Below are 7,923 nucleotides of genomic sequence, written 5' to 3' on the forward strand. Positions count from 1 at the left end.
CTCCTTCAGGTCCATCGACTGGCACGGCAGGAGGCCGGCTTCATGGACCCCCAATCGATCGGGACGGCACTGGCTGCGCTGGCTGGCGTCCTGATCCTCATCATGCTGCTCGCGCGCGGCATGCGACGCCTCGGCTGGGCGCCGGCGGCTGCCGGCAGCGGCACGCGCCGCCTGGCAGTCGAGGAATCGCTGCCGATCGACGGCCGCCGCCGTCTGCTGCTGCTGCGCTGCGACAACCGCCCGATGCTCCTTCTCACCGGCGGGCCGCAGGACGTGCTCATGCCCCTTTCGACAACGTCGCAGGCGGGGGAGGGCTGATGCGCCGCATCCTGATCCTCCTGGGCTGCCTCCTGGGCGGTATGATACTGCTGGTGCCGAGCCTGGCGCTGGCGCAGAGCGTCAACATCGACATGGGCCAGCAGGGCGGCGCGGGCGCGACCGCCCGCCTGGTGCAGTTGACGGCGCTGATCGGCCTGCTGTCGCTCGCGCCGTCCCTGCTCGTGATGGCGACCGCCTTCGGGCGCATCATCATCGTGCTGTCGCTGCTGCGCAGCGCCATCGGCGCGCAGGGCGTGCCGCCGAACCCCGTCCTGATCGGCCTGGCGCTGTTCCTGACCTGGTTCGTCATGCAGCCCGTGATGGAACAATCCTGGGCGCTGGGCCTGCAACCGATGTCGCAGGGCACGCTGGATGAGATCGCGGGGCTGAAGGCGGCGGCGGAACCGTTCCGCGCCTTCATGGTGACGCATGCGCGGGATGCCGACCTCGCACTGTTCCTCGACCTCGCGAACCTGCCCGTTCCCGCGGCCGGGGAGGAAGTGCCCTGGCGCGCCCTGGTGCCCGCCTTCATGGTCGGCGAATTGCGCCGTGCCTTCGAGATCGGCTTCCTGCTGTTCCTGCCCTTCCTGATCATCGACATCGTCGTGGCCAGCGTGCTGATGGGCCTCGGCATGATGATGCTGCCGCCGCCGGCGATCTCGCTGCCCTTCAAGCTCGTCTTCTTCGTGCTGGTCGATGGTTGGCAGCTGATCGCGGGCAGCCTGGTGCAGGGCTTCGGCGTCGGCAACGGTTGAGAAATGTCGCACCAGTCGGGAATCAACAAAAGCTAAACACTTGTCTCGCAGGTTGGGTCATCACCCCCACCAGTGGACATGCCCTGTGGCCCCCTACGATTCCCATTCCGCGCCTGACCCAGCGCCGGTCGCCGCTTTCGGCGCGGCCGAGGCGCTTCTGGCGCAGTGGGTGGAACTTGGTGAGATCGAGCGCCGCGCCTTCATCGCGATGACGGAGGAGGTGAGCGCCTCCTCCCGCCTCATCGAGGACAGCACCGTCACCCTGAGCGCCCGTTTCCGGCAGCTGGCGGAAGCGGCGGAAGCGCAGACGGCGCGCGTCGAGCGCGTTGCCTCCATCGCGCGGATGATCGAGGTGGATGGGCGCCCCATGCCGTTGGCGGAGGCGACGGCCTTCGTCGAGGCGATGCTGGGGCGTGCCGTCAGCGGTCTTCTCGATGCCGCCGCGCAGGCCGCGCGCATGATGAAGGCGCTGGACGAGGTCACGCGGGAAGTGCGCGGCGTCGAGCAATGCGTCACCAGGATCGAGGCGATCAATCGCCAGGCGCAGTTCGTCGCCATCAACGCGACGATCGAGGCGCATCGCGCCGAAGGCGCCGGCGGCACCTTCAAGGTCATCGCGCATGAGTTGAAGGAACTGGCCAAGGAAACCAACGCCACGTCGCGCTTGGTGCATGACCGCATCACCGCCGCGGGGCGCGGTGTCAGTGCCGCGCAGCAGGATCTGGCACGCATCGCGGGCAGCGAGAATGCGGAAGTCAGCAACGGCCAGGCGCGCCTCGCGGCCGTGATGGCGGGCATGGTGGAACAGAACCGTGCCTTGTCGGAGACGCTGTCCGAGGCGCGCGACGCCGCTGCCGGCATCGACGCCATCGTCGACAGCCTGGTGACCGGCACGCAGTTCCAGGACCGGACGACCCAGCACCTGACCCATGTGATCGAGGCGATGGGCGCGATCGGCGAAGCCGCAGGCGCCCTGCAGGCCGATACCATGCGCGCCCTGCCGACCCTGGCGCCGAATGTGCGCGCGGATGGCCCGCTGCTGCGCCGCATGCTGGAGCAGCAATCGCTGAGCAGCGTGCGCCAGCGCTTCCTCAACCGCCTCCTGCACGATGAGGGCGCGCCCCTTGTCGACGAGGATGCCGGTGCGGGCGACATCGAACTCTTCTGACGTGCCGTGCGGCACGAAGCGCCGGCCTGGTCCGGCGGGATGGAACGGATGACCGTAGAGACGACAATCACAGCCGATGGCGCCGCCGCATACCGGCTGTCCCCCGTGCTCGACCTGGCGGCGGCGGAACCGCTGGCGACGGTGCTGCGCGCCATGCTGCCCGACGGGCCCATCCGCGTGGATGGAGAGGCGGTGGAACGTGTGACGACGCCCTGCCTCCAGGTTCTGGCGGCCGCGGCCGCGACGGCGCGGGCAAGGGGCATCGTCTTCCGGCTGGAAAACGCATCGGCCGCGATGGTCGATGCGATCGATGATCTTGGGCTGGGTAAGGCCCTGGAAGGGGACAGGTGACATGGCGAAGCGTGTGATGACCGTGGATGATTCGCGGACGATGCGGGAGATGGTGAGCTTCACCCTCCGCAAGGCGGGGTTCGAGGTGAGCGAGGCCGAGGACGGGCAGAAGGCGCTCTCCGCCCTGCAGGCCAGGCCGGTGGATGTGGTGATCACGGACCTGAACATGCCCATCATGGATGGCGTGGCGCTGATCCGCGCGCTGCGCGCCGATCCGAAATGCCGGTCGCTGCCGATCCTGATGCTGACGACCGAATCCGATTCCGGAAAGAAGATGGAAGGCAAGAACGCCGGCGCCACGGGATGGCTGGTGAAGCCCTTCGATCCGGAAAAGCTTGTCGATGTCGTCAAGCGGGTCGCGGGCTGAACCATGAGCTTCGATCACCTCCGCGCCACCTATTTCGAGGAAAGCGCCGAACTCCTGGAAAGCGCCTATGCGCAGCTTTCGGCCCTGGCCGAGGATCGCGCGGATGGTGACACGATGCATGCCCTGTTCAGGGCCATCCATTCCATCAAGGGTGGCGGCGGCGCCTTCGGCTTCGCGCGGCTGGTCGCCCTCGCACATGTCATGGAGACGCTGCTGGACCATCTGCGCGATGGCAGCCTGGCCGGCACGCCGGATCGCGTGGCGCTGCTGCTGAAGGCAACGGATGCGCTGGCGGACCTGCTGGGCGCGGAGCAGCGCGACGAGGCGATGCCCGCAGGCTTCGAGGATGGGCTGATCGCAGCGCTTGCCGCTGCGGTGGAATCGCCCGGCAGCGCAGCGAAGCCAGGCGTTCCGGCCGCGGCCGCCCCTGCTGCGATGCAGGGGGCGGGATGGCGGATCGTCTTCCGGCCACACGCCGCGCTGTTCAGGCATGCGAATGAACCGCTGCTGCTGATCCGCGCGCTGCGGGCGCTCGGGCCCCTCTCCGTCTCCGCCATGCTGGACCGGCTGCCGGGGCTGGAGGCGCTGGAGCCGGAGGATGCCTGCCTCGCCTGGACGCTGGAACTGGCCGCGCCCGTGCCGCGCGCCGACATCGAGGAAATCTTCGAGTTCGTCGTCGATGACTGCGATCTTCTGATCAATTCCCTTCAGCCGGCTGTCGCGCAGGTGGCCGAGGCGGAATCGGACGTACCGGCGGCAGCGGCAGTCCTGGCCGCTGGTCCCCGGGCCGAGCAGGCGGCCGCCGTTCAATCGGTCCGCGTGGATGTCGCCAAGGTGGATCGCCTGGTGAACCTGGTGGGGGAGCTGGTCATCAACCAGGCCATGCTCGTCCAGCTCGGCAGCGCCGTGCCGCCGGAGGCCTGCCCCGGCCTCGTCGCCGGATTGGAGACCCTGTCGCAGCACCTGCGCGAATTGCAGGAAGGCGTCATGGCCATCCGCACCCAGCCCGTGAAGTCCGTCTTCTCCCGCATGCCGCGCCTCGTCCGGGAACTGTCATCGCAGCTCGGCAAGGATGTGCGCCTGGTCGTGACCGGTGAGGCCACGGAGATCGACAAGACGGTGGTGGAACAACTCGCCGACCCGCTGACGCATCTCCTGCGCAACGCGCTCGACCACGGGGTGGAAACGCCCGAGGTGCGGGAGGCCGCCGGCAAGCCGCGGCAGGGCACGGTGCATCTGTCGGCGGAACAGCGCGGCGGCCGCATCCTGATCGAGCTGAACGATGACGGCCGCGGCATCGACCGCAGCCGCGTCCTCGCAAGGGCGAAGGAGCGCGGAATCGTCGCGCCCGATGCCGTGCTGACCGATGGCGAGATCGACGAGCTGATCTTCATGCCGGGCTTCTCCACGGCCGCCGTCGTCTCCGCCGTCTCCGGCCGTGGTGTCGGCATGGATGTCGTGCGCCGCAATATCCAGTCGCTCGGCGGGCGGATCGCCGTCGAGTCGCGCTTCGGCGAAGGGTCGCGCTTCGTCCTGTCCCTGCCATTGACCCTGGCGGTGATGGACGGCCTCGTCGTCTCCGTCGGCAAGGAGGCCTACATCCTGCCGATCTCCGCCATCGTGGAAAGCCTCCGGCCGCGGCCGCAGGACATCCATGATGTCGTGGGCCGCGGGCAGGTGCTCTCGATCCGCGGTGCCTACATCCCGCTCCTGGCCCTGCACCGCGTCTTCGGCGTCTCCGATGCTGTGCTCGACCCGTCGCGCGGCATCATCGTCATCGCGGAAACCGACAATGCCGGCCGTGTCGGCCTGCTGGTGGACGACCTGGTCGGCCAGCACCAGGTGGTCGTGAAGAGCATGGAAGGCAATTACGGCCCGATCCCGGGCATCGGCGGCGCCACCATCCTCGGCAGCGGGCGCGTGGCGCTGATCCTCGATGTCGCGGGCCTCGCGGAGGCCAGCGACCGCGGCCGTGGCACCCGCCTCGCCGCCCTGGCCGCCGCGGTGCTGCATTGAGCGGCAATGACGTGGCGCAATACATCACCTGCACGCTGGGCGATGCGGAATACGGGATCGACATCCTGTCGGTGCGGGAGATCAAGGGCTGGTCGGAGACGACTGCACTGCCGCACGCGCCGGCCTGGGTGCGGGGCGTGATCAACCTGCGCGGTACCATCGTGCCGATCCTCGACCTGCGGTCCCGCTTCGGGCTGGGGCAGACGGCGGCGACGGCGATGCATGTGGTGGTGATCATCCAGACGGCGACGCGGATGGCGGGGCTGCTGGTGGACAGCGTGTCCGACATCATCACCGTCGGCGCGGAGGAAGTCCGGGCCGTGCCGGAAGTCGGCATGAGCGTGCCGGAACGGCTGCTGTCGGGCCTTATCCCGCGTGAGGGTGCCATGGTTTCCCTCGTCTCGCTCGACAACCTTCTCAACCTGCCGGACGCCGAATTGGCGCTGGCTCACTAGAAGATATCTGAGGAAGGCTAACGATGTTCATGGGACGTGCCGCCCGCGCGCTGCTGCCTGCCGGGTTTACGGATCGCCGCTCAGGCCGTGATCGACGTGCGACGATGCGCAGGCTGGTCGCCGCGCAGGCGGCGCTGCAGCGGGCGGAGGCCATGCTGACCCTGGCCGCCGATGGCGAGGTCCTGGAAGCCAATGAACGCTTCGCGGCCTTGCTCGGCATGGCGGCGGATGCCGTCGTCGCCCGCCCGCACGCCGCGCTGCTGACGCGCGTGGAGCGTGATGGCGTCGAGTACCGGCGCTTCCTTGACCAGCTGGCGCGCGGACAGGATGCGATGGTGCGTCTCTGGCACCAGGCTGGCGGTGGCGCGGCCGTGCTGTTGGAACTCTCCGCCGCGCCGATGGCGGTGGAGGAGGGCGACGCGCCGGCGGTTGCCGTGATCGCCCGGGACGTGACGGCGCTGGCGGCCACGGAGGCACGCGGTCTCCTCGATCGCACGGCCATCGCCTCGTCCAGCTCGCCGATGATGCTGGTGGACGAAGACTTTACCGTGCTGCACGCCAATGACGCGGCGCGCGCGATGCTGCGCGAGCACGAGACCGGTTTCCGCACCCTCTGGCCGGAAGCCGACCCGACGCAGCTGGAAGGCACCCGGATCGATGGTCTGCCGCGTGACCTGCTCTCCCGCCGCCGCGGTGTCCAACGCGCCGAGATCGACATCGCCGAGGCGCGCTTCAGCGTGTCCGCGACCTCGCTGGAGGGGACGCCGCAGCGGCTGGTCGAATGGCGGGACATCACGCGGCAGACGGGCCTCGGGCGGCGCATGACGGCGCTGGACCGCGCCATGGCATCGATCGAGTTCGGGCTCGATGGCCGCGTCATCGACGCCAACGCCAATTTCCTCAACCTCGTCGGCTACACGCTGGAGGAGATCCGCGGCCAGCATCATTCGCTGTTCGTCGATCCGGCCGACCGGGATGGTCCGGCCTATCGCGCCTTCTGGGAGAAGCTGGCACGCGGCGAATACGACACCGGACGCTACCGGCGCGTCGCCAAGGGCGGGCGGGAGGTCTGGCTGCAGGCCAGCTACAACCCCGTGCTGGACGCCGATGGCAAGCCGGTTCGCGTGGCGAAGTATGCGACGGATGTGACGGCGATGCGCGAGCGTGAGGCCGAGGCCGATGGCCGGCTGACCGCCATCAACAAGGTCATGGCCGTCATCGAGTTCACGCTGGATGGCCGCGTGATCGATGCGAATGAGAACTTCCTGGCGACGCTCGGCTATTCGCTGGACGAGATTCGTGGCCAGCATCATTCGATGTTCGTCGATGCGGGCGATCGCCAGGGGCCGGCCTACCGCGCTTTCTGGGACAAGCTGGCGCGGGGCGAACATGATGCCGGGCGCTATCGCCGCATCGGCAAGGGCGGGCGGGAGGTCTGGATCCAGGCCAGCTACAATCCGATCCTGAACGCCAATGGCAAGCCGATCAAGGTGGTGAAATACGCCACCGATGTCACCGCTGCCGCGTTGCAGGAAGCGGACTTCCGGGGCCAGATCGGCGCGATCGACAAGGCGCAGGCCGTGATCGAATTCGGCCTCGATGGCCGGATCCTGACGGCCAACGGCAATTTCCTGGCCACGCTTGGCTACACCATCGACCAGGTGCGCGGGCAGCATCATTCGATGTTCCTGGACCCGGCCGAAAGGCATGCGCCGGAATATCGCGCCTTCTGGGAGAAGCTGGGCCGCGGCGAATACGATGCCGGGCGCTATCGCCGCCTGGGCGCAAGCGGGCGGGAGATCTGGATCCAGGCGAGCTACAACCCGATTCTCGATCTGAACGGCCGGCCCTTCAAGGTGGTGAAATACGCCAGCGACGTGACGGCGGAGGTGACGGCCGCGCGGATGCTGGCCGCGACCGTCGGAAAGGCCGAGGAAGCCGTCAGCGCCGCGCTGACGAATGACTTCACGCTTCGCGTCCCGACCGATGGCGTCGAAGGGCCGGTAGCGCGCCTTGCCGGTGGTCTCAACCGTATCGTGGAAGGGATGGCGGAGCAGTTCCGCTTCGGCGAGGCCCTGCGCGAGGCGGTCAGCGAGACGCAGGCGGTGGTGGCCGCGGCGGAAGCCAATGACCTGACCCGCCGCGTGCCACTGGATGGCAAGACCGGAGAGATCGGCGCGCTCTGCGGCGGCGTCAACGGCCTGCTGGAGACGATGACCGGCGTGCTGGGCGCCATGACGGAAAGCTGCGGCACGATCACCACCGCGTCGCGCGAGATCGCTGTCGGCAATGCGGACCTGGCGCAACGGACGGAGGAGCAGGCCTCGAGCCTCGAGGAAACCTCCGCGAGCCTCGAGGAGCTGACCAGCACGGTGAAGCAGAACGCCGAGAGCGCGCTGCAGGCCAACAAGCTCGCGGCCTCGGCGAGCGAGATCGCCACGCGCGGCGGCGCGGTGGTGACGGAGGTGGTGCGGACGATGGACGGCATCACGC

General features: G+C 68.6%; 8 protein-coding genes. All 8 read left to right on the forward strand.

Annotated features, from left to right (window positions below):
* Positions 1-42 precede the first annotated feature (42 nt).
* Positions 43-318: a hypothetical protein gene (locus ACTIE5_RS11045; protein ID WP_439549750.1), complete on the forward strand. Its 276-nt coding sequence runs from the start codon at positions 43-45 to the stop codon at positions 316-318.
* Positions 318-1,073, forward strand: coding sequence for a flagellar type III secretion system pore protein FliP (gene fliP, locus ACTIE5_RS11050; protein WP_439549751.1), 756 nt, complete (start codon positions 318-320; stop codon positions 1,071-1,073). The genes ACTIE5_RS11045 and fliP overlap by 1 nt, the downstream gene beginning before the upstream one ends.
* A gap of 85 nt (positions 1,074-1,158) precedes the next feature.
* A complete protein-coding gene (locus ACTIE5_RS11055) occupies positions 1,159-2,241 on the forward strand; it encodes a methyl-accepting chemotaxis protein (RefSeq protein ID WP_439549752.1) in 1,083 nt (360 codons plus the stop codon).
* 48 nt (positions 2,242-2,289) lie between these two features.
* Entirely contained in the window at positions 2,290-2,592 is a 303-nt protein-coding gene (locus ACTIE5_RS11060; RefSeq protein ID WP_439549753.1) for an STAS domain-containing protein, read from the forward strand.
* 1 nt (position 2,593) lies between these two features.
* On the forward strand, positions 2,594-2,959 hold the full coding sequence (locus tag ACTIE5_RS11065; protein ID WP_439549754.1) for a response regulator: 366 nt from the start codon (positions 2,594-2,596) through the stop codon (positions 2,957-2,959).
* A 3-nt stretch (positions 2,960-2,962) separates the two neighbouring features.
* The gene (locus tag ACTIE5_RS11070; protein WP_439549755.1) at positions 2,963-4,975 is read left to right on the forward strand and encodes a chemotaxis protein CheA; all 2,013 of its coding nucleotides are present in this window, start codon (positions 2,963-2,965) and stop codon (positions 4,973-4,975) included.
* Positions 4,972-5,430, forward strand: coding sequence for a chemotaxis protein CheW (locus ACTIE5_RS11075; RefSeq protein ID WP_439549756.1), 459 nt, complete (start codon positions 4,972-4,974; stop codon positions 5,428-5,430). Before ACTIE5_RS11070 ends, ACTIE5_RS11075 begins: the two co-directional genes overlap by 4 nt.
* A 104-nt stretch (positions 5,431-5,534) precedes the next feature.
* Positions 5,535-7,923, forward strand: a 2,389-nt coding sequence (locus ACTIE5_RS11080) for a PAS domain S-box protein (protein WP_439549757.1), incomplete at its 3' end; no start/stop codon positions are given.

Source organism: Falsiroseomonas sp., from assembly GCF_051859025.1.
Taxonomy (GTDB): Bacteria; Pseudomonadota; Alphaproteobacteria; order Acetobacterales; family Acetobacteraceae; genus Falsiroseomonas.